This is a genomic window from Streptomyces sp. ISL-66 (assembly GCF_018614135.1).
Lineage (GTDB): Bacteria > Actinomycetota > Actinomycetes > Streptomycetales > Streptomycetaceae > Streptomyces.
This window is the reverse complement of sequence record NZ_JAGGOW010000137.1, coordinates 1-20082: the sequence shown is the minus strand read 5'-3', so window position 1 is coordinate 20082 and position 20082 is coordinate 1. Positions and strand designations below refer to the sequence as shown.

Here is a 20082-nt window from a genome sequence, read left to right as displayed (position 1 = left end):
CTTCCGCGGAGCAGCACTAGCTGCGGGGGTGGCGGGGCGGCGGTGAGCTGGTCAGCCAGGGTCTGCCGGGCGCCGGCCAGGTGCCGGCCAGGTGCTGGCCAGGCGTCGGCCAGGCGTCGGCTAGGCACGGGCCAGGTGCCGGCTAGGCGATGCGCCGCGGCGCTCGCCTGCGCCCGATCAGCACGGCCTTGCGTACGACCACGATCAGCGCGGCGACGAGCGTGCCCGCGTACAGCCAGCCGGCGTGCAGGGACAGGGCGGACACCAGCCCCATCACCTCCCCGGCGAAGCCGCCGGAGCCGCCCGACACGGGCCACACTCCGGCGGCGAAGGCGATCGGGACGCTGATCGGCGCGGTGATCAGATCGGCCGGCCGCACCCACAGGGCGGTGGCGGCCGCGACGGGCAGGAAGAGCAGCCCGTAGACGAGCAGCGAGGCGTCGAACAGCAGCCAGTCGAAGCCGCCGACCAGCAGCATCGCGGCGCACGCGAACAGTCCGCCGCCGAGCCCGGTCAGCCGCGGCCGCGGCAGGCGTCGTACCGCCGCCGCCCGCCCGGGGGCCGCGGCCCGCTCCGCCGGGTGACGTACCGTACGCGCCTTGTATCGCTCCACCCCTCAAAGCTAGGCGGGGGACCCCCGATCGCGTGCCCGGACACGCGTACATCAGGGCCCCCTCATCGGAAAGTAAACTGTCCGATGGCCCACTCCGGGCCGCCGCCCCCTCCAGCTACGGGAAGTCGCCAACGTGTCGCTCACGATCGGAATCGTCGGCCTGCCGAATGTCGGCAAGTCGACCCTGTTCAACGCCCTGACCAAGAACGACGTGCTGGCGGCCAACTACCCGTTCGCCACGATCGAGCCGAACGTCGGCGTCGTCGGCGTTCCGGACGCGCGCCTCGCCGTCCTGGCCGGCATCTTCGGTTCGCAGAAGATCCTCCCCGCTACGGTCGACTTCGTCGACATCGCCGGCATCGTGCGCGGTGCGTCGGAGGGCGAGGGCCTCGGCAACAAGTTCCTCGCGAACATCCGCGAGTCGGACGCGATCTGCCAGGTCATCCGCGCCTTCGCGGACGAGAACGTCGTCCACGTCGACGGCAAGGTCTCGCCGAAGGACGACATCGAGACCATCAACACCGAGCTGATCCTCGCGGACCTGCAGTCCATCGAGAAGGCCGTTCCGCGCCTGACGAAGGAAGCCCGTCTCCAGAAGGAGAAGGCCGCGGTCCTCGCGGCCGTCGAGAAGGCCCAGAAGATCCTGGAAGAGGGCACGACCCTCTTCTCGGTCGGCATCACGAAGGGCACGGAGCAGGGCGACCTCCTCCACGAGCTGCACCTCCTCACGGTCAAGCCGTTCCTCTACGTCTTCAACGTGGACGAGGACGAGCTGACGGACGACGCCTTCAAGGCGGAGCAGAGCGCACTGGTGGCCCCGGCCGAAGCGATCTTCCTGAACGCCAAGCTGGAGGCCGAGCTCATCGAACTCGAGGACGACGAGGCCCTCGAACTCCTCCAGTCGGTCGGCCAGGAGGAGCCCGGCATGGCCACGCTCGGCCGCGTCGGCTTCACCACGCTGGGCCTGCAGACCTACCTGACGGCAGGCCCGAAGGAAACCCGCGCCTGGACCATCAAGAAGGGCGCCACCGCCCCCGAGGCCGCCGGCGTGATCCACACCGACTTCCAGCGCGGCTTCATCAAGGCCGAGGTCATCTCCTTCGCGGACCTGGTCGAATGCGGCTCGGTCGCCGAAGCCCGCGCCAAGGGCAAGGCCCGCATGGAAGGCAAGGACTACGTCATGCAGGACGGCGACGTGGTGGAGTTCCGCTTCAACGTGTAGTCGCCTCATTACTGCATGTGAGATAACTGCGTCAAGCGTGCATGTCAGAAGGGGTCGGACTCTGTCGAGTCCGGCCCCTTCCGTATTCCCGTGCTGACTTGGTGCTGACTTGTCAGCTGCTTCGTGGCGGTGTGAGCTTGTCGAGATCGAGGCTGATCCCGAAGGGCACCGGGCGCTGGAGGGTGCCTCGGAAGATCCCGGCTGGCGCGTATGCGCCGGTGGGTTCGTCGAGTTCGTAGACGTGGACGACGGGTGAGCCGCCCTCGTCCTCGATGCACCAGTAGTGAGGGATGCCGGCCTCCGCGTACTTGCGGAGCTTTACTGTGCGATCGCGATGGGCGGACTCGGGTGACACAGCCTCCACGACGAGTTTCACGGCCTCCGGGGCGTACCACGTGCGGTCCGGGTCGTAGGGCAAGTCGGTCAGCAAGAGGTCCGGCTCCGGGCGGTTGCGGGCATCGAGGCGGATCGTCATCTCCCGCTCGACCTCGAAGCCGGTCGGCGCCTGCGCCATGAGCGTGGTGGTCAGGGCGGTGACGAGGCGGCCGTGCCAGGACCGCTGTGGCGACATCATGAAGATGAGGGCTCCGTCGATGAGCTCGGTGTGGCGTGGTGCCTCGGGGAGGCGGTCCAGGTCCTCCGCGAACCAGCCTTCCGCGCGCGGCGGGCGCATCCAGTCGGGCAGTGCGGTCATGGCTTCACCGTAGCGGCCCGCAGTTCAAGCTGGCGAGCCAACGATCCCGGCCGGAGGATTTTCGGCAACCTGCCACGCCATAACCGGTCCCCACCTAGCATCCGGCCATGAGCGACGCATCGGTCCAGATCCACGGTGGTCATTTCCGTGGCAGCTCTCGTCTTCTCGACGACGGCCGGGACGGGGCGGGTGCCGTCGGGGACGGCCGGGCCGCAGAGGTAGTGGGTGCCGCCCGCGTCGGAGCCGGCGACGGGCTCCACCGGGAGACTGTTGGGCAGGGCGATCGACTCGATCGGGTCGGTGCGGGCCAAGTCGAACTCGCCGTCGCAGGACAGGTACGAGGCGACCTCGGGATGTGCCGCGATTCTCTGGAGCAGTGCGCTGTCCGAGAGGACGGCCGGGTTGAGGGCCCGGGCGATCGCTGGGGTGAGGGGGCGTCCGGCGAGGACGTGGCGGATGGCATCGAGGGGGACGGGTCGCTCGTAGTAGTCCTCGAAGTGGGCCTGGACGGCCTCGGGGGAGCGGTCGGTGAGGAGGTGGAAGAGGAAGCCTGAGCCGTCCGGGTCCTCGCTGCCGGCGGGGAAGGGGATGGCCGAGCCGGTGCGCCAGGCGGTGTCGCCGGTCTCCCACCACAGGCATGCGGTGACCCGAGGCGTGTCGATCCCTTCATCACGGAAGGCGGGCTCGTCCAGCATCGGGCGCAGTGTGGCGGGGACGTCGTCGATGACACCAGGCCAGACCTGCTCGTCGTCCGTCCCGTACGGGCTCATCGCCGACTCGTGGTCGAAGCCGCGTATGAGCACGCCGGCCGGGGTGAAGAGGACGGAGAAGTCGTCCCCCGAACCGTTCTCCATCAGGGCCGCCTCCACGCCGGGGCTCCAGGTGGTGTCGAACGTGTACTGGGAGAACCGCGGATCGTCCCCGATCGTGGCGTCCAGGACGGCCAGTGCGCGCAGATGGGCATGGAGTTGGGACGGGTCGGGGAGAAGGGCGGCGGTCTCGTACACAGTGCTCATGGCGTCATGGAAGCAGCCGCCACTGACAGTCCGGCGCGACCAGCCCGGACAGTGATGCCGCCGCCTCCTGCGGATTCCGACGGGCTACCCGCGTTCCTGGCGCGGGATCAGGTGTCGTCAACGGGGGAGCGGTGTCCGACGTGAACCACCCAGACCACCAGCTCGCCGTTGTCGATCGTGTAGACGACGCGATAGTCGCCCACTCGTAGGCGACGGCGTTCGGGCTGGGACACGAGTGCGGTGGTGTTGAAGCCGAGGGGATCGCTCTCCAGCTCGGTCAGCTTGGCAAGAATGCGCAGCGCCATGTCGCGAGGGATCTTCCGGAGCTCGGCCTGCGCCTCGGGCCGGAAGACGGTCCGGTACTCACTCACCGCGCGCCAGCGTCTCCCTCATGATGTCCTCGATCGGGATGCCGGGCGCCGGATTGGCCATGCGCTCGTCGATGATCCGGTTGATCTCGCGCTCTTCCCACTCCTGGTACTTGCGCAGCACCTCGATGGAGACGACGGCGGCGACTTCCTTCCCCCGGCGCGTGATGACCGTGGGCACGTCGTCGCGGTCCGCACGCTCCACGACTTCCGCCAGGTGGGCGCGCACGTCGCGGATGGACTCTATGGGCAGCGGCTGCGTCATGCGCCCAAGCGTACCGAGTGTGCCATGTGTACACCACTCATTCCGTGCTTGATGTGCTGGATGGACTCGCACCGTGCCGGATGGGTGCTGGATAACCACGTCCAGAACCGCGTTTCTGCAGGTCGGAGCGTTGTACTGAACGTTCCGCTTCAACGTCTAATACGTTCGGCGAAAGGCCGTCTGACCTGCGGCGGAGCGGGTTGGGCGGCCTTTGATGTCCGCACAGAGTCCGCAGCGTGCTCGATGAGTCGGGCCCGTGGGGAAGCGGCTAGGCCGCTTCGTCGACCGCCATCTCGCCGCCCGCGGGGCGGTCCGCGTACGCCTTGTCGACGGCCGCCCGGGTCCGCTCCACGGAGTCGGGCCACAGGTGGGTGTAGATGTTCAGCGTCATCGCCGCGTTGGTGTGGCCGAGGCGCTCGGAGACGGTCTTCGCCGACTCGCCGTGCTTGATCAGCAAGCTGGCGTAGTGGTGCCGGAGGGAGTGGGGTCCGGTGCCCTTCGCTATGCCGGCCTTCGCGCAGGCGGGCCGCCAGGACCCATCCATGAAGTGCGTGTAGACCACGGGCCACCTTGCGGTGCCGTGAAGATCCAGCTTTCGGGCCCAGCGGCGGTGAACTCTCGCAGATGGGCCTCCACTGCGTCGACCGCCATGCGCGGCAGCGGAACCGTGCGATGTGAGCGGGTGGTCTTCGGCGGCCCGACGTACACGCCGTGCTTCGCCGTCTGCTGGATCTGCTGCTTGACGGAGACGGTCGCCATTCGTACATCGAGGTGTCGGCGTTGGAGGCCGAAGAGTTTGCCCGGACGGAGCCCCGTGGCGGCACCCAGCAGGACCAGGCCCTTGTAGCGGGCCGGAATCTCGTCAGCCAGCGTGCGGACCTGCTCGACCGCCAAGGGCACGATGCTCTTCCGGGGCACTGAGGGCAGCTTCGCGTCGGTGCAGGGGTTGTGCGGAATCATGCGGTCGCGGACCGCTGCCCGGAAGACCGCGTTGACCGTGTTGAAGACCGTGCGGGAGGTGCTCGCGGCGAGCTTGTGGGTGGTCGTCCGGCTGGTGATCCAGCTCTGCACGTCACCGGGCTTGATCGCGCCGAGTGCCCGCTTCTCCCATACGGGGTAGGCGTAGCAACGCAGGTGCTGGGCTACGGCCTTGGCCGTCGACGGCCGGTGTGGCTGGCTGGCCCGCCACACGGGTGGAAGTAGGCCCTCCGCAAGGCGCGGGTCACGGGCCAGAGGCTGTGGTGTCGAGGCGCCCCCCGTAACCGTTCGAACAGTAGGCGCAATCTGGCGCAGGCAGTGCGGCTGTCGTGCACTAGTTTGATCGTTCACGTCTGCCATGGGGAGGGGGACAGGGCGAGCGGGCTTACACCTGACTTGGAGTTCATCGCGGAGGGCATGATCCGCGGTTCCATGGGACTGATCGAGTCGATGCGTGGGGCGCGGGACACCGCCGTCGCATTGGGTCATGAGCTGGGGCGGCAGCATGGGATGGCCGGCGACGACGACGCGGGCCGCGCGTTCGCCAAGGTCTACGTACCGTCGGCGTCCACGACGCTGGACAAGATGGGGTTCAGCTCCTACATCCTCGGGGCCACGAGCCGTGGCCTGATGCGCAATGCCCGTGAATTCATGGCTGAGGAGAGCCGGCGCCTTCCAGACGTACTTCAAGCACTGCGTCGGTCTCACCTGCCCTCCGGCAAAGGCGCAACAGGACGAGCCTTTGGTGACCAACCTGGTTGCTGCCTGCACACAACTCGCCAAGGCGTGCCATCGATACGCCGATCACGTGGAGGCCGCCAAGGCGAAGATCCAGGACCACAAGGGCGACTTGTTCGAAGTGGACATGCCCTGGGATACACCGATGTTCGGAGCCAATGGCTACGACGGCGGACTGCACGATGCCGTGCTCACCGATTCCTGGATACACGACCCGGGGGAGGTCGCTCACGCGCTCGACTCTTCCGCAGCGCGAGTCACCCTCCCCGATGCACATGGCCCTGCGGCTCCCGGACTGCCAGGAGTGCCATTCCTGCCTCCGCTCATCCGCGTGCCCATACCCATGCCGATGGTGCTCGCGTCCTACACAGGCACCCCTGCCCTCCTGCCGATGGTCAACTCTGTTGACCCTGGCATCCCGTTCGTCGATCCCATTGCCCCGGTTCCTGGTACCACGCGACTGCTCACGGCCTCTGAGCAGCAGCAGTTCCGCACATGGATGAACTCGCTCCCCCCTGGTGGCTTCGCCGGTGGCGGTGGAGCGAACGACCCGGACAACGCCTACCAGCTACGCGTTTCCGGGTACCCGGAGCGGGAAGTGCCACTCGCCGGGAAGAACCGTGGCCTCATGGTGGACGGCATACGGCCTGACGACGGATACCTCGTCGAGGCGAAGCACGTGCGGGACCCTGATTGCAAGAAGAAGAGCTTCCGGTCCCTTGACCGCCTGGAAGAGACGCTGGTGAAACCGGTCAAGGTGGATTCCCAAGGAAAGATCGCTTGGGATCCTGTCATCGACTCCATGTATGCCGGTGACGAGAAGGAGCTCGTCCGCTACAAAGACGCTATGGCGAACCCCGCGAACAGCGAGATCCGTGGACTGGAAATCGTCACGAACGGCAAGGACAACGCCGCCTACTGGCAGTCCATGATGGCGATGTCGGGTACGCCGGGCTCGACGCGATACGTGCCGTGAGACAGAGGAAGACCGTGGCCACTGAACGGAACATCCGCACCAATTTCGCCTTCTACCCGCCCCAGGGCGACGGTGGAGCCTGGCGCACAACCGTCGAAGCGCTAGAGAGAGCCCTTCGGGAGGCGTTCCCCGGGCCGACCGTGGAGTACCGAATCTCAGGGATCCACAGCGCTCCTGTCCTCGACTTCGAGGTCGAGCTGGCGCCGGACGTATGGATCGACGGGACAGCGGCGATGCCAAAGCCTGACTATGCCTACATCACCCTGACCAACGTGACCGCCGGTGAAGCTGCTGTCTTCGGGCGGTGGCTCCGGGACTCTTTCGTGCCCGCACCGGACCTCGTCTGGTTCGCCAGCAGCCTCGCCATGGCAAATGGGGAGCAGGACCCGTGGCCACTGCCGGCCGAGGGGGGCGACGATGAGCTCACGGCGGAGCTTCGCAGGCACCTCGACTCCGTGGATACCCCGTAGGCCAGTCCGCAGACATTCCGCTTCAATGTGTGATCGCGTGCATACTGTGCGTTAGTTAGGTTCGTCAAACGTGCAGGTCGGAAGGGGTCGGGCTCTGGTGAGCCCCGACCCTTCGCCATTCCCTTGCTGACTTGGTGCTGACCTCGCGCGTAGCTGGAGGGAAGTGTCCATGCAGCTCTAGTGAGCGACTGACTGCTGATTGTTACTTTCATTGGACGCTTGATATCCTGCGCCCAATGAAACTGTCGCCCAGTCTGCTCCCCATCCTCCGATCCCGCATGCAGGGCGAGCTCCTCGCCCTCGTACTGCTGCACCCGGAGCGCGAGTACAGCATCACTGAGCTCGCCAGTGAAGTCGGGGTGACGCCCACAGCCGTCCTGCGCGAGGTAGACCGGTTGACCAGCGGTGGCATCCTGGCCGATCGGCGAATGGGACGCAGTCGCCTCGTCAAGGCTCGTACGGATACCCCGCTGTACGCTCCGCTGAGCGATCTCATGTCCGTCTCCTTTGGCCCCTTGCCGTTGCTCACCGACGCACTCGCGGGACTCGAAGGTGTGCAGCAGGCATACATCTACGGCTCTTGGGCCGCTCGGTACAACGGCGAGCCGGGGCCGCCGCCCGCTGATGTCGATGTCGTCGTTGTGGGTGATCCCGATGTTGACGCGCTCTTTGACCTTGCTGAGGAGGCGTCCACACGGTTGCGCCGCGAGGTCAATGTCCATCGGGTTTCCGCCGAGGCGTGGGAGGCCCGCACAGATGATCCGTTCCTCACCAGCGTTCGGGAACGTCCGCTGGTCCAGTTGAACCTTGACCTGGAGGCGCAATGACGCGTTGGAGTCAAGGGCGAACGACGGTCGATGCGCTCATCGGCAGTGGCCGGCTCGAACGCGTACCCGCTTCCCAGCGAGCCGCCGAAGCGGAACTGGTCCGGGCGCGTACGCATGTCGGCTCCGCGAGGCGGTTGTTGGCCACGGACCCGGAGGGCGCGTACACGCTGGCATATGACGCCGCACGCCGAGCGCTGGCCGCGGTATTGCAGAACCAGGGACTGCGCGCCACCAGCCGTGGTGGCCATACCGTGATCTACGAGGCCCTGCGAGCGCAGCTCGATCCGCCGCTCGGGTCCATACTGCGTCCTTTCAATCGAATGCGAGCCCGGCGCAACGAAGTCGAGTACCGGTCGTCGGAGGCCCCCGCCGTGACGCCGGAGGAGGTTGCGGGCGACCTGGCGAAGGTGGAGGCGCTCATCGAGCTCGCGGAGAAGGCGATTCCGAACATGCCGCGTTACTGAGCTTCGATCGCCTGCCCGGTCTTCGTGGGGCGTGAAGGCTGACCTTGTTTTCCCGCTCGGGCTCGCGGCTGACGGGCAGGGGCTTCGGGGTGGATCGAGCTTGTCCAGGTCGAGGCTGATCTCGAAGGGCGCCGGATGTCGGAGTGAGCCTCGGAAGGCGACGAGGGCGCGTAGGAGCAGGTCGGGGCGTTGTGGTCAGCGTTCAGGTGTGTCGACTTCCTCGCCCTCGTCGTACGACCCGGGCATCTCGTCCAGTACGAGGTGCCCGCAGCAGGGACACGGATAGCGGTGGCTCACCCGCCCAGTCTCATCGACGGGCCCGTGCCGATGCCATGCATTTCCAGGCTGTACGACCGCAAGATGCTCGCCCGGATCCATTCCGCTTCGACGTGCAACTCGCCGAACGCGCAGAGGAAGGGGCCGGGCTTTGGTGGGCCCGACCCCTTCCTCGTGCTGCGGCGACGTGTGGTTCCGGCTTCAGTCAGTGCGGTCGGGAGCCGGCTCGCCGACGACGACGATCGGCGCGAAGGGGATCGCCTCGTGCTTCACCGGTTCATCGCCCACCAGATGAGCCACGCCATGAGCGTGGAGCCCAGTGTCGAAGCCGCGCCGCGGAGCATGTGCCTGATGAGAGCGGACCAGGCGCGGCGGGCGAGCTGACGCAGCCGTCGGATGCGGGCCGTCCACTTCGGGGTCGTCTTCAGGTTCTTCTTGAGCGCCTTGGACTTGTGCATCTTCGTCGTCCTGGTGGTGAGGTCGGGCAGTTCCGGTGACGACGTTCCGGTACTCGAAAGATGTTGCGCACGGGGCAACTTGTTGCCGAGCCGGCTGCAACAGCCGGGGTGTTGCAGGATTCCGCGCAACAGCCCCGGGTGTCAGAGGCAGCAGGTAGGAATGGGTGGTGCTGTCAGACAACCGGGCGGACGGCATACTCGACGAGCCTCGTGCCGATCTGTCCGCCGCCGAACGGGACCTCGTAGAGGCCATGCGCGCGGCGTTCGCCACACTGGGCCTCTCGCTCAGGGCCGTCGCCCGCAAGCTGTCGTGGAACTACACGACCCTCAGCAGGTACCTCGGGTGCAAGAGTTTTCCGCCTGCGCAGTTCATCGAGGGGCTCATCGGACTTGCCGGAGACAAGCTCTCCGCGGACGAGACCGCACAGCTGCGGCGCCTCCATGGCGCCGCCGAGGAGGGGCGTAAGGGCCCACAGCATCGGATGAGGACGCTGAGCGCCCAGGTCCGCCGCACGGCCGAACAGGCCAAGGACGCAGACCTCAGAAGGGAGGAAGCAGAGGCCGGCCTGAGCGTGGCCCGCGCGGAGATCCGTCGGCTGCGCACTCAACTGCATATTTCCACGGGGTCGCTGGAGGACTGTGGGGACGCCTTCCTGACCGAGCTGGACCGCTACGCGGCACAGCATGCATCCGGCGCCCACGACATGCCGGTCCGCGTGCGCCCCAGAGTTCTCGCCTCCTGGCGCACCTTCTTGCTGGGTGCGGACTCCGTACCCAGCATGTCGCGCACGGATTCCCTGCCGGGTACGCGGGATCGCCGGGTCGCGACCTATGACCTGCTGGAACTCGAACAGCGCCGCCGCGATGTGCTGGATGCCCTCGTTCCGCTGGGCGATCCGGATGCCGGACCGCCGGGTGGGGCAATGGCCGAGCTGCATGAGCTGGCCTTCAACATCATGGTCGGTTCCGGTCCTCGGCCTTTTGTCCGAGCGCTCGAGTACGTGTCCGCCGACCTGCCGGCCCGGCCCGATACCTCACAGCACGTGCTGCGTGGCCAGCTGGCCACCGGCGGCGCCGCGGGCCCGTTGGCCGACTCCTGGCGACGGAACATCAATCGGTGGGATCACGAGCCGGGCCCGCAGTGGACGGACAGCTCGCCCCGAACCGCCGAGCGACGGATCGCGTTGTACGAAGCCCTCGCCCTGGAGCCCGGTACCCGCCGGATCCTGACCGAGCTGATCCCGATCTCCTTCGCCGCGGGCCCCGTCGTCATCGGCGAACCGCCCCGGCCGTGGGTAACCCCGGCGCACCTAGCCAACGGCTGGTACTGGCCCGCGTACGAGCGGTGCCTGCGGGACCTCAAGGGCTGGTCGGCCGATTCCGTGACCGGCATCGACGAGGCCGCCGACCGAGTGGTCGAGCGGCTCGCCGACCCCACCGACGCGGCCGCCTATCAGACCAAAGGCCTGGTCATGGGGTATGTCCAGTCCGGAAAGACCGCCAACATCACCGGCGTGATCGCCAAGGCGGTGGACCGCGGCTACCGGCTGGTGATCGTGCTCAGCGGCACCCTCAACCTGCTGCGCGCCCAGATGCAACGGCGTCTCGACATGGAGCTGGTGGGCAAGGAAAACATTCTGCGCGGCGCTCCCGAGGAGTACTCCGAGTACGCCGACGACCCGGCGTGGCAGGAGGGCGGATTCCTCTCGCACGGAGAACTCCCTTCGCGCCTCGGCGCGTTCGATGTCATCCGTCTCACCACCCGGAACGACGACTACCAGGCGCTGCGCCAGGGCATCACCGCGCTCGAATTCGAGAAGGCCGATCCCGCCCTGCCGTTCCACCACCCCCACAACCTGCACCGCAGCTCGGCGCGGCTCATGGTGGTGAAGAAGAACAAGGCGGTGCTTGCGCGGGTCGTCAACGACCTCCGGCGGTTGGGGCGACAGCTTGATGAGATTCCCGTCCTCATCGTGGACGATGAGTCGGACCACGGATCGGTGAACACGGCACACCCTGGGAGCGGACGGGAGCGTGCCGACCGCACGGCGATCAACGGCCTCATCTCCGAACTGCTGGGGCTGCTCCCACGCGCCCAATACGTCGCCTACACCGCCACCCCGTTCGCGAATGTCCTGATCAACCCGACCGATCAGGAGGACTTGTTTCCCAAGGACTTCGTGATCGCCCTGCCCCGGCCTTCCGGCTACATGGGGGCGCGCGAGTTCCACGACTTCGACTCCCCCGTTCCGGTGCACAAGCGGACGGTCGCCGACTCGCGGGAGCTCGCACACGTCCGGCCCATGGGGGAGACCGGGGGCGACGACGACGTGTACCTGCGGCAGGCACTGGACGCCTTTCTCCTGTCGGCGGCAGTCAAGCTCTACCGTGAGGCGCACGACCCGAGCGGTATCGGCTACCGCCACCACACGATGCTCGTCCACGAGTCCGTACGGATGGCCGACCACCGTGAGAGCGCCCACCGGCTCGCCCAGCTCTGGCACGCGGACCAGCATGAGGGTGAGTGCGGGCTCGGACGGCTCCAGGCTCTGTTCGAGTCCGACTTCGCTCGCGTCTCGGCCCACCACCACGCCGGGTTCGTGAGGCCGGCGGACTTCGGTGACCTGGTGCCGTACCTCCGCGCGGCGCGCACCCGCATCGAAGGGGGAGGAGGTCCCGTCGTCGTGGTCAACGGCGACCGGGACATCGAGAGCGGGACCGTGGACTTCGACCGCCGTCCGGTGTGGAAGATTCTCGTAGGAGGTGCCAAGCTCTCCCGCGGCTTCACCGTCGAAGGTCTGACCGTCACGTACTACCGGCGCAGCACCAACCAGGCCGACTCTCTCATGCAGATGGGCCGGTGGTTCGGGTTCCGCCATGGCTACAGGGACCTGGTGCGGCTGTACATCGGGATTGGCGCGGGCAGCGACAAGGGCATCGACCTGTACGAGGCGTTCGAGGCCGCCTGCCGCGACGAAGATGCTTTCCGGGCGCAGCTCGCCGACTACGCGAAGCCGGTGGACGGCGGCCCGGCGATCACGCCGTCGCAGATCAGGCCGCTGGTGGCCCAGTACCTCCCAGAGCTGAAGCCCACGAGCGCAAGCAAAATGATGAATGCCCGGCCCGTGGAGATCCGCTCGCCCGGCAGGTGGATCGAGCCGAGTGCACTTCCTGTCGATGGCGTCACAATCAGACGGAACACGGAACGGTGGCGGCCGGTGCTGTCGGCTCTGGGCGGACCGCTGGAGCAGCTCTCGTTGCCCGCCGATGACGGGACGAGGGCCGCCTCGTTCTCGGCGCTCACCGCGATCGTCACGAACGCACAGCTGCTCGACGTATTGGGCGGTCTGGAGTGGGACCATCCGAAGGTCTTCGCACCGCACCTCGCTTATCTGTGGAGTCTCGGCACTGGCCCGGCGCCCCTGGCCGGGTGGCTGATCGTGGCACCGCAGCTCGCCTCGGAGAACGCGCTGAAGGTAGCCCTCCCCGGGACACCTGAGATCTCACTGTTCCGGCGTGCTCGTCGGCGCCCAGGCACCTTCGGCGCGATCAGCGATCCCGGCCACCGCCGGGTGGCGCGGGAGCTACTGAATGACGGCGAGCGCGGGGTGGCGTTGCTCTATCCCGTCATCGAACCGGAACAGGCGCTCCAGCAGCCGGTGGACATCGCCCGCGTCTCCATCGGCTTCGCACTGTTGACTCCCAACAGGAAGGACAGCGACGGATCCGGGCCGGCCATCCGGTTCCGGGCCGGCGGCGTATGACGTGTAGCGAGGCAGTATCCCACCCATACCTCAGAGAAGGACGAGGTCTGGCTCCGGCAATGGCGGAATGAGACCCGCGCTCGATCGAGCCGCGGGGCGAGCTGTCCGCAGATGGTCCGCAGGACACCCGTAAGCGGCTGTCGGGACCCAACGCACTCCAACGGGGAAATGGCTGGTCAGGGCCACACACGGGGCTCCGTCGCAGGTCAGGGTCGGGGCTCAGGCATTCCGCTTCAACGTCTGAGCGGATGAATAACACCACGTCGCTGACGTGGCAGACAAGCAGGTCAGAAGGGGTCGGACTCCGACCCCTTCGTCATCGCTATTGGTCAGGCGGCGCCCTCGGCCCGTGGGCGCCGACCGATGCTGTCGGGTGTGGACGACCCGGTGGGTGGTGCGGGCGTCGGGGCTCGCGGTTCTGGTCCGTCTAGGGGGCTGGCGGCGCGAGCGGGGTGGTATCCGGCCCCGGGCCCGGGTGCCGGGTGCGTATCCACCCCGCCCGCGTCCGCGTCTTAGAGGCCGCGGATCGAGGCGATCGTGAAGGGCGTCGGGGTGCCTGTGGACGGCATGGGGCCGCCGTCCTTGTCGAACTGGGAGCGCACCACCAGGGTGCGGCCGCCCGGGATCTGGACCAGCGTGGTCGGGATCTGTAGCGAGGGGTCCGTGACCGTGCGGACCTGGCGGGCCCGGGTGCCGTCCGCGGAGAGCTGCCAGCGGCTCAGGGTGTTCCGCGTGTTCTGCGCCGCGCGCAGGACGCCGCCGGGGGCCAGGTCGAGGCCGTCGGCCGTCTTCAGGTCGCCGCCGGAGAGGGCCACGCGGGAGACCGCCCCCGAACGGGGGTCGATGCGGTAGAGGTCTCCCGCCGTCATGTCGACGGTGAGCAGGTAGCGCCCGGCCGGGTCGGCGGCGATGCCGTTGAGGTTGAAGCTGCCCGCCGGCGCGGGGGTCAGCCGCGTGCTCAGGTCGTAAGCGGGCAGCAGCGGGCCGGAGCCGGCGGCGAGCTGGGCCGGGGTCACCCGGTAGACCACCGCGCGGACGCTGTCGGTCAGGTACGCGGTGCCGTCCGGGGTGATCGCCAGGTCGTTGAGGAAGCGGGGGTCGTTGCCGGGGATCTCGAAGTGGGCGAGGCGGGACCCCGAGCGGGTGTCGTAGACCGAGACGCCCGAAGTGGAGTCGGTGACCCACAGCCTGCCGTGCGCGTCGACGCGCAGGCCGTTCGCGGTGTGGCGGCCGTCGGTGCCGGAGGGCAGGAACACCTCCGCCGTGCGGGCGCCGGAGCGGGCCCGGTAGACGGTGCCGTCCGTGTACGAGCCGACGTAGACCATGCCGGTGCGGGGATCGGCGGCTATGCCCTCGGGGAAGGCCTTCGCGGAGGGCAGGTCGAAGGCCGTGGAGATCCGGACGGCCGCTGCCCGCGCAGGCGAGGCCCGTTCGTCGGAGGCTGCGTCCCGGGACGTCCGGCCGTTCGAGGGTTGGGTGGCCTGGGCGGCCGGGGCCGCGCCGAGGGCGAGGGCAACGGCCAGGGCGAGCAGGGAGGCGGGCAGGAGCTTCGTCGACATCGGACGTCCTCTTCTCGGCGTGTGAACACGAAGCTAGATTAGAGCTCTAATCCATGCAAGGGCTTTATGATGCCGCAATGACTTCCATGCCCGTCGAGGAGCGCATCGGCTCCCACGTGAAACGCGCCGAGCAGGCGCTCCTCGGGGCCAAGAACGCGGCGGTGAAGCCGGCCGCAGTAACGGTTCCGCAGTACGCCGCGCTGCTCTGGCTCTCGGAGAAGCCCGGGATCTCCGCCGCCGCGCTCGCGCGCCTCTGCGGAGTGACTCCGCCGACCATGAACACGGTGCTGAAGAACCTCCAGGAGCGCGGCCTCATCGAGCGGACCCCGCACGAGCTGCACCGCAACGTCCTGGAGACCCGGCTCACCGACGAGGGGCGCTCGGCGATGGAGATGGCCGACGCGGCGGCCGTGTCGGTCGAGCGCAGGCTCGCCGCCGCGTTCACCGCGCAGGAGCGGGAGCAGTTGATCGGGTTGCTGGGGCGGTGTGCGCGGGTGCTCGACGACCTGAGGTGATTCGGGGAGGGGAGGTTGCGGAGGCAGGGCAGAGGTTCCGCGCATGTCTTTGCGCTGTTTTGGAACTCCTCGGGGGATTCACACATCAGGACTAGGGGGAGCCCCAGTCCGTTCTGTCCCACTGGGGGGCAGTCATGACCGTTCGGAGCGAAGTTCGTGCACCAGGACCCGCAGCGTCCGCGGCCCGACGACCAGCCGTACCAGTCGAGCCAGGCGAGCCCGTCGAGCCGGACGAGCCGGACGAGCCAGGCGAGCCCGTCGAAGCAGGAGTACGAGGCCTACGAGCGGTACGAACCCTCCATACCCGGGCCCCTCGGTCCCCCCGACCCCCCGCAGCGCCCCCGCCGCCAGCGCTCCCGCCGCGCGATATGGATCAGCGCGGCCGTGGCCGTCGCGCTCCTGCTCGGCGGCGGCGGCTTCGCCGCGTGGAAGCGGGACTGGTTCTCCGGCAACGGCTCCACGGTGAGCTTCGGCAAGACCCCGCCCGCCGTCGGCACGGACACCGGGAGGAAGATCCCCGGCGAGGCCCCGAAGAGCGCGCCCAAGCCGAGCGGGGACCCCGACGTACAGCTCGCGACGGGCCCGGCGGCGGCCTTCAAGCAGACCACCAAGCTCGACGACGGCACCGTCATCGCCAAGACCCGCCTCGCGGGCGCCAAGTCGGGCTTCGAGGGCGACGTCTGGGTGTGGACGCCGAAGGAGTACGAGGACCCCAAGTACGCCAAGAGCGGCTTCCCGGTCCTCATCGCGCTCCCCGGCGGCAACGGCTACCCGGCCAACTACTGGTCCGACCGCAGCCTCGGCCTCCAGAAGGCCATCGCCGAAGGCGTCCAGGCCGGTACGAGCCTGCCGTTCATCGTGATCATGCCGGTGCTGAACCCGGACGCGAAGTACTACTACGACGGCTCCGACATCCCCGACCGGCCCAAGATGGGCACCTGGATCGCCGAGGACGTCCCGGACTTCACCCGCGCCAACTTCCGTACGTACAAGTCACGCGACGGCTGGGCCTTCATGGGCTCGTCCTCAGGCGCCTTCGTCGGCATGAAGCAGGTCCTCCAGCACCCGGACAAGTTCAAGGCCGTGATCGCCAGCGGCGGCGAGACCGTTCCCGACTCCCCGTTCTGGAAGGGCCACCAGGCGGAGATGGACGCGAACAACCCGGAGAAGCTCGCGCAGCAGCTGATCGACGCCAACGGGCCCGAGGTCTACATCAACTTCCAGGTCGGGACCAAGGAGAGCGGCAAGTCGCGGATGACGCAGTTCCAGGAGAAGTACGGCAAGGGCCCGGTCAAGATCACCATCCGCGACATCCAGAACGGCGAGCACAACGGCTGGCACTACGTGCGCGGCATGAAGGAAGGCTCGCTGGAGTGGATCAGCAAGGTGCTGAAGGGCCCGAAGCCCGAAGCCGGCTGACCGGGACACCCCTGGCCGGCCGCGTCGCCATCGGACGCACCCGCCCGGGGGAGTGGCCGCCCGAGCCGTGGGGCTTCAGGCCCGGCCCGGCGGCTCCGGGACGAAACCAAGTGATCTCCCCTCGATTTCAGCCGAAGGGAAATCGCCAGGAGACTGATGAACGCAAGGGGACCGATCGGTCCGACCCGTGTCCCTGCGGGGGCGCCGGAGCAGGAACGGAAGCAATCCGTGCACCAAGACCAGCAGGGTGACGGCGGCGCCACGACCGAGGACCGCCGCGGCCCCGACCGCCGCAAGCGGCGGATCCTGATCAGCGGCGGGCTCGGCCTCACCCTCCTCGTCGGCGGGGCGGCCGCTTACCAGTTCGGGCTCTTCTCGGACATGGGCGATCCCGTCGACTTCGGGACGTCCCGTACGGCGGCCTCCACCACCGCCTCCGCCCCCGCCCGGCCCGGCGTGAGCATGCCGACGGGGCCGAGGGCCGCCTTCGTACGCACCTCCCGGCTGCCGGACGGCACGCAGATCGCCCAGACGACGCTGACCGGGAAGAAGTCCGGATTCACCGGTGACGTCTGGGTGTGGGTGCCGAAGGAGTACGACGACCCGGCCTACGCCGAGAGCGCCTTCCCGGTCCTGATCTCGCTCCCCGGCGGCCGCGGCTACCCCAAGAACTACTGGGGCACCGGCCCCGGGCTCGGCCTCCAGCAGGCCGTCAGCGACGGTGCGAAGGCCGGTAGGAGCCTGCCCTTCATCCTCGTCATGCCGGTGATCAACGCCGACACCAAGCACCACTTCGACGGCTCGGACATCCCCGGCCAGCCCAAGATGGGCACCTGGATGGCCGATGACGTCCCGGATTTCACGAAGGCCAATTTCCGCACCTTCACCTCCCGCGACGGGTGGGCCTTCATGGGCTCCTCCTCGGGCGGCTTCGGAGCCCTCAAGCACGTCCTTAAGTACCCCGACCGCTTCAAGGCGGCCATCGCGAGCGGCCCGGACATCGTCCCCGATTCCCCGCTGTGGAAGGGGGACACGCAGGCCATGGACGAGAACAACCCCGAGAAGCTGGCCGCGCGGCTGATCGGGGCGGGCGGTCCGGACGTCTACCTGAACTTCCAGATCGGGACCAGGGAGAGCGGCCGGGAGAAGGCCGAGAAGTTCATGCGGGAGTACGGGAAGGGCCCCGTGCACACCCGGCTGCAGGTGATCCAGGATGGTGAGCACAACGGAAAGTCGTACGTACGCGGCATGAGGGAGGGCTCCTTGGAGTGGATCAGCAAGGTGATGTCGGCGCCCACGCCGACCCCCCGCCCGCCGCAGCCTTCGACGCCGCGCTCGACCCGGAGCTCCGCCCCCGGATCGACGCCCGGTCCAACGCTCGGTTCGCCCGGGCCGGCTTCCGGCTCGACGCGCCGCTCGGCCCCCGCCCCGAGGCCGCACCCGACGTCACACCCGTCGCGGAAGCCGATGCCGGAGGCGGACCGGGACGGCAGCGCGGAAGACGCCGCCGGGCGATGAGCCCGGGGGTCAAGTCAGTCGCCTCCGCAGCCGCGGCCGGGGTCGCCGCGGTGCTCGCGATGGCCTTCGTCAAGAGCTCCGGGGGCTACGAGGACCGGCACGCGCTCGCGTTCCCCACCGTCGGGGTGCTCATGGCCAACGGCGAGCACTGGTGCACGGCCAGCGTCGTCGACAGCCCGCGGGGCAACGTGGTCGCCACCGCCGCGCACTGCGTGGCCCCCGCCGGCGAGAACGGGCAGCCGGGCGAGGTCGCGCACGACGGGCTGGCCATCGGCGAGCTCGCCTTCGTCCCCGCTTTCTCGGGGGAGGGCTCGGGCAAGCAGCCCCTCGGGGCGTGGAAGGTGCGCTCCGTCCAGGTCGACGAGCGCTGGACGAAGTGGGGCGAGGAGACCGCCGACTTCGCCTTCCTCACCGTCGACCCGGACGAGGACGGGCGGAGCCTCCAGGAGGTCGTCGGGCGCGACGAGACCCCGAAGCCCGCCTGGACCTCCGGCTACGACCGGGAGGTGACCGTCGTCGGGTACCCGGAATCGCAGCACAACCCCGAGAACAAGCCCGTCGCCTGCACGACGCAGAGCCGCCACGACGAGGACGACCCCGCCATGCTGTACATCAACTGCTCCGGGTTCTGGACCGGGACCAGCGGCAGCCCGTGGATCGCCGACCGGGGCGGCCCGGGGCTGCCCGGGCAGCTGATCGGGGTGCTGAGCGGCGGGGACACGGACGTGGATTCGACGGCGGCCCTGTTCGACGGCCGCGCGAAGGCACTGTACGAACGTGCGGCGAACGGCTGACGCGAGCCCGCCGAGGGGCCGCCGTCAAGGGCCCGCTACCGAGGCCCGCTACCGAGGGGCCGCCGCCGGCCGGCCGCCGCCGACGGGCCGCCGCCGAAAGGCCGCGGCAGGCCCGGCCGGTCGGGTCAGGTACGCCGCTCCGTGCTGACGATCACGCTCACGGCGGCCACGACGATCGCGCCGCCGAGCACGATCGGCCAGGTCAGGGCCTCGTCGAGGATGAGCCAGCCGAGGGTGACGGCCACGACCGGATTCACGTACGCGTACGTGGCCACCAGCGAGAGCGGAGCCGCCCGCAGGAGCCACACGTACGCGGTGAAGGCGACGAGCGAGCCGAAGAGCACGAGGTAGCCGAGGGCCAGCCAGGACGCGGTGGAGTAGGACCCGGGATCCAGGCCGTGCTGCTCGCCGCGGCACAGGCCGACGACGATGCCTCCGGCCCCGCCCGCCAGCATCTGGTAGGCGCTGCCGGTGAAGGGGTCGGCCGGCAGGGTGAGCTTCGACGCCGAGAACGAGCCGAGCGACCAGAGGACCGAGCCCGCGAGGACCATGAGCACCCCGCCGATCGCGATCTCGCCGCCGATCCCCGGGCTGCACAGGACCGCGAGTCCGCCGAGGCCCAGCAGCACGCCCGCCAGGGTGCGCGGCGACGGGCGGTCGCCGGTGCCGGCCCGCAGGAAGACCAGCCACATGGGCACGGCGGCGACCAGGAGGGCGGCGAGACCGGAGGGGATCGAGGTCTCGGCCAGGACGACGAGTCCGTTGCCGCCGAGGACCAGGAGCAGGCCGACGAGGACGGCGGAGCCCACCTGGGCGCGGGTGGCCTTGAGGGCGGCGGGGCCGTGGCGCCAGGCGACGATCGCCGCGAGCAGCGCGCCGGCGGCGAGGAAGCGCGCCCCGGCGGAGAGGAACGGGGGCATGGTCTCGACGACGATCCGGATGCCGAGGTAGGTCGAGCCCCAGACGACGTAGACGAGGCCGAGGGCGGTCCAGACGCGGGCCGTTGAGGTGGGCATGGCCAGAATCCTATGTCGTTGGCCACTGCACCCATCGGGCGCCTCGGGCACGGGCCCGCGACCGCGGCGATGGCTCTGACCGCGGCGACGGCTCGCGACGGCCCACGACGGCTCGCGACGGCCCACGACGGC

General features: G+C 68.8%; 20 protein-coding genes. 10 read left to right on the top strand and 10 right to left on the bottom strand.

Annotation, left to right across the window (positions count from 1 at the left end):
* Positions 1–142: 142 nt before the first annotated feature.
* Positions 143–613: a DUF6542 domain-containing protein gene (locus tag J7E97_RS25620; RefSeq protein ID WP_374224236.1), complete on the bottom strand. Its 471-nt coding sequence runs from the start codon at positions 611–613 to the stop codon at positions 143–145.
* Positions 614–746: 133 nt separating this feature from the next.
* Here J7E97_RS25620 and ychF point away from each other — a divergent pair, with 133 nt between their 5' ends.
* Positions 747–1835, top strand: coding sequence for a redox-regulated ATPase YchF (gene ychF / locus J7E97_RS25615; RefSeq protein WP_215031661.1), 1089 nt, complete (start codon positions 747–749; stop codon positions 1833–1835).
* Between the two features lie 112 nt (positions 1836–1947).
* Here ychF and J7E97_RS25610 read toward each other — a convergent pair whose 3' ends face one another.
* The 6 genes from J7E97_RS25610 to xerC all read right to left on the bottom strand — a co-directional run bounded on the left by J7E97_RS25610 (position 1948) and on the right by xerC (position 5369).
* A complete protein-coding gene (locus tag J7E97_RS25610) occupies positions 1948–2529 on the bottom strand; it encodes a Uma2 family endonuclease (RefSeq protein ID WP_215031658.1) in 582 nt (193 codons plus the stop codon).
* Entirely contained in the window at positions 2526–3545 is a 1020-nt protein-coding gene (locus tag J7E97_RS25605) for a hypothetical protein (protein WP_251055128.1), read from the bottom strand. The genes J7E97_RS25610 and J7E97_RS25605 overlap by 4 nt, the downstream gene beginning before the upstream one ends.
* A 107-nt stretch (positions 3546–3652) precedes the next feature.
* Positions 3653–3916 (bottom strand): type II toxin-antitoxin system RelE/ParE family toxin, encoded by a 264-nt coding sequence (locus J7E97_RS25600; RefSeq protein WP_215031655.1) that lies wholly within the window; start codon positions 3914–3916, stop codon positions 3653–3655.
* Positions 3909–4178 (bottom strand): type II toxin-antitoxin system Phd/YefM family antitoxin, encoded by a 270-nt coding sequence (locus tag J7E97_RS25595; protein WP_019434848.1) that lies wholly within the window; start codon positions 4176–4178, stop codon positions 3909–3911. The genes J7E97_RS25600 and J7E97_RS25595 overlap by 8 nt, the downstream gene beginning before the upstream one ends.
* 268 nt (positions 4179–4446) lie before the next feature.
* Positions 4447–4722, bottom strand: coding sequence for a tyrosine-type recombinase/integrase (locus J7E97_RS36235; RefSeq protein ID WP_251055127.1), 276 nt, complete (start codon positions 4720–4722; stop codon positions 4447–4449).
* Entirely contained in the window at positions 4680–5369 is a 690-nt protein-coding gene (gene xerC, locus J7E97_RS36230) for a tyrosine-type recombinase/integrase (protein WP_308346800.1), read from the bottom strand. The genes J7E97_RS36235 and xerC overlap by 43 nt, the downstream gene beginning before the upstream one ends.
* A gap of 532 nt (positions 5370–5901) precedes the next feature.
* Between xerC and J7E97_RS25585 the strand changes: the two genes are divergently transcribed.
* The 4 genes from J7E97_RS25585 (at position 5902) to J7E97_RS25570 (ending at position 8631) form a co-directional block, all read left to right on the top strand.
* Positions 5902–6870 (top strand): restriction endonuclease fold toxin-2 domain-containing protein, encoded by a 969-nt coding sequence (locus J7E97_RS25585; RefSeq protein ID WP_308346799.1) that lies wholly within the window; start codon positions 5902–5904, stop codon positions 6868–6870.
* Positions 6867–7340: a hypothetical protein gene (locus J7E97_RS25580; protein ID WP_215031653.1), complete on the top strand. Its 474-nt coding sequence runs from the start codon at positions 6867–6869 to the stop codon at positions 7338–7340. The genes J7E97_RS25585 and J7E97_RS25580 overlap by 4 nt, the downstream gene beginning before the upstream one ends.
* Positions 7341–7576: 236 nt before the next feature.
* Positions 7577–8167: a winged helix-turn-helix domain-containing protein gene (locus J7E97_RS25575; RefSeq protein ID WP_251055126.1), complete on the top strand. Its 591-nt coding sequence runs from the start codon at positions 7577–7579 to the stop codon at positions 8165–8167.
* The gene (locus tag J7E97_RS25570) at positions 8164–8631 is read left to right on the top strand and encodes a hypothetical protein (protein WP_215031651.1); all 468 of its coding nucleotides are present in this window, start codon (positions 8164–8166) and stop codon (positions 8629–8631) included. Before J7E97_RS25575 ends, J7E97_RS25570 begins: the two co-directional genes overlap by 4 nt.
* Positions 8632–9176: 545 nt before the next feature.
* Here the strand turns inward: J7E97_RS25570 and J7E97_RS25565 are convergent.
* Positions 9177–9365: a hypothetical protein gene (locus J7E97_RS25565; protein WP_215031649.1), complete on the bottom strand. Its 189-nt coding sequence runs from the start codon at positions 9363–9365 to the stop codon at positions 9177–9179.
* A gap of 167 nt (positions 9366–9532) precedes the next feature.
* Between J7E97_RS25565 and J7E97_RS25560 the strand changes: the two genes are divergently transcribed.
* Positions 9533–13129: a Z1 domain-containing protein gene (locus J7E97_RS25560; protein ID WP_308346798.1), complete on the top strand. Its 3597-nt coding sequence runs from the start codon at positions 9533–9535 to the stop codon at positions 13127–13129.
* Positions 13130–13641: 512 nt separating this feature from the next.
* Here J7E97_RS25560 and J7E97_RS25555 read toward each other — a convergent pair.
* Complete coding sequence (locus tag J7E97_RS25555; RefSeq protein WP_215031647.1) at positions 13642–14688, bottom strand: SMP-30/gluconolactonase/LRE family protein; 1047 nt, start codon at positions 14686–14688, stop codon at positions 13642–13644.
* A 77-nt stretch (positions 14689–14765) separates the two neighbouring features.
* Between J7E97_RS25555 and J7E97_RS25550 the strand changes: the two genes are divergently transcribed.
* The 4 genes from J7E97_RS25550 (at position 14766) to J7E97_RS25535 (ending at position 18934) form a co-directional block, all read left to right on the top strand.
* A complete protein-coding gene (locus J7E97_RS25550; protein ID WP_215031645.1) occupies positions 14766–15203 on the top strand; it encodes a MarR family winged helix-turn-helix transcriptional regulator in 438 nt (145 codons plus the stop codon).
* Between the two features lie 300 nt (positions 15204–15503).
* Positions 15504–16622 (top strand): esterase family protein, encoded by a 1119-nt coding sequence (locus tag J7E97_RS25545; protein WP_215031664.1) that lies wholly within the window; start codon positions 15504–15506, stop codon positions 16620–16622.
* A gap of 228 nt (positions 16623–16850) precedes the next feature.
* On the top strand, positions 16851–18140 hold the full coding sequence (locus J7E97_RS25540; RefSeq protein WP_308346797.1) for an alpha/beta hydrolase-fold protein: 1290 nt from the start codon (positions 16851–16853) through the stop codon (positions 18138–18140).
* Entirely contained in the window at positions 18137–18934 is a 798-nt protein-coding gene (locus J7E97_RS25535) for a serine protease (RefSeq protein WP_215031643.1), read from the top strand. The genes J7E97_RS25540 and J7E97_RS25535 overlap by 4 nt, the downstream gene beginning before the upstream one ends.
* 125 nt (positions 18935–19059) lie before the next feature.
* Here J7E97_RS25535 and J7E97_RS25530 read toward each other — a convergent pair whose 3' ends face one another.
* A complete protein-coding gene (locus J7E97_RS25530) occupies positions 19060–19950 on the bottom strand; it encodes an EamA family transporter (RefSeq protein WP_215031640.1) in 891 nt (296 codons plus the stop codon).
* Positions 19951–20082 lie beyond the last annotated feature (132 nt).